Genomic DNA, 1,222 nt, shown 5'->3' with positions numbered 1-1,222 from the left:
GTATGACCGCCCCCTTCGTCTACGACGGCGCCATGAACCGCAATGTGTCCCTCTCCTATGTCGAACAGCGCGCAACGACCATCGCCGCCTTGTGGTATGGCGCGGCGATCAGGGGATCTTCCGCATATTTGGTGCAGGGGCCGGGATTCACGGGCGGTGCGAATGAGTCCATAGAGTCGGAATCGCAGTCGACGCCGGTGATTCGCCCGTGCTCCATGCCTTCCGTTCGCTGGTCTCGCCCGAGCTTTCGATTGTCCAAATTCTCCCACAGGCCGACAAGGTGGTGCTTGTAGCCCGGCCGAAGGCGACAGAATCGTGCTGTCCCTCCTGCGGCTGCCGAACCGGNCGCGTCCACAGCCACTACATGCGCCGGGTGGCTGATCTGCCGTGGCAGGGACGGGTTGTCGAAATCCGNCTTCACGCCAGGCGGTTCCGTTGCGCCGATCCGCAATGCGGTCAGCGGATCTTTACGGAACGATTGCCGGAAACGGTGCAGCCGAAAGCGAGACGCACCGCCCGCCTCGGNGAGAGCCAGTTGGTGATCGGCTTCGCGGTCGGCGGNGAATCCGGCTCGCGCCTGTCGCGCAAACTCGCCATGCCGGTAAGCGGCGATACGCTGCTGCGGATGATCCGCGCAGCCAGGTTCGAGCCGCCGGACGTGCCGCGGGTGGTCGGCATCGACGACTGGGCCTGGCGCAAGGGGCAGCGCTACGGAACGATCATNTGCGATCTGGAGCGCAACCGAGTCCTCGATCTGTTGCCGGACCGAAATGCCAACACTGTCGCGTCATGGCTGAAACGTCATCCGGGCATCGAAGTCATCGCTCGCGATCGCGCCGGCGTTTATGCTGACGGCGCCCGTCGCGGTGCNCCCGATGCAACGCAGGTCGCCGACCGCTGGCATCTTCTCCAGAATCTGGGCGAAGGGTTGCGTCTGGCCCTCGGCCGCCATCGCAAAGCGGTCAGTGCCGCCGGAAAGGCGATGATGGCCGAGATGAGTGGCGATGACGACGCCAATCCGGAACCATCAGTGGAGACTTCCCCGAAGCTTGATNGCCTGCGCCGGTCGCGCCGCAACCAGCGCAGTGAACTCTATGCTGAAGTCCTTGATTTGCGGAAGGCCGGTCTGTCGCCGCGACAGATCGCGCCCCGGACCGGCATGAGCGTGAGAACGGTCGAGCGCTGGCTTGCAGCGGGCGGGGAGCCCGAGCACCGGCGGCCG

2 protein-coding genes are annotated in these 1,222 nt (G+C 65.2%); both read left to right on the top strand.

Going from position 1 to position 1,222, the window contains the following annotated elements; all coding sequences use genetic code 11:
* Positions 1–293 (top strand): hypothetical protein (locus MESCI2_RS1000000138695; RefSeq protein WP_027038987.1); only part of this gene is annotated, 293 nt, incomplete at its 5' end.
* A partial coding sequence (locus MESCI2_RS01000000135685) for an ISL3 family transposase (protein ID WP_032901377.1) occupies positions 209–1,222 on the top strand: 1,014 nt, incomplete at its 3' end. The genes MESCI2_RS1000000138695 and MESCI2_RS01000000135685, both read left to right, overlap by 85 nt.

Source organism: Mesorhizobium ciceri WSM4083, from assembly GCF_000519305.1.
Classification (GTDB): Bacteria; Pseudomonadota; Alphaproteobacteria; order Rhizobiales; family Rhizobiaceae; genus Mesorhizobium; species Mesorhizobium ciceri_B.
This window is presented reverse-complemented; position numbering and strand designations above follow the sequence as displayed.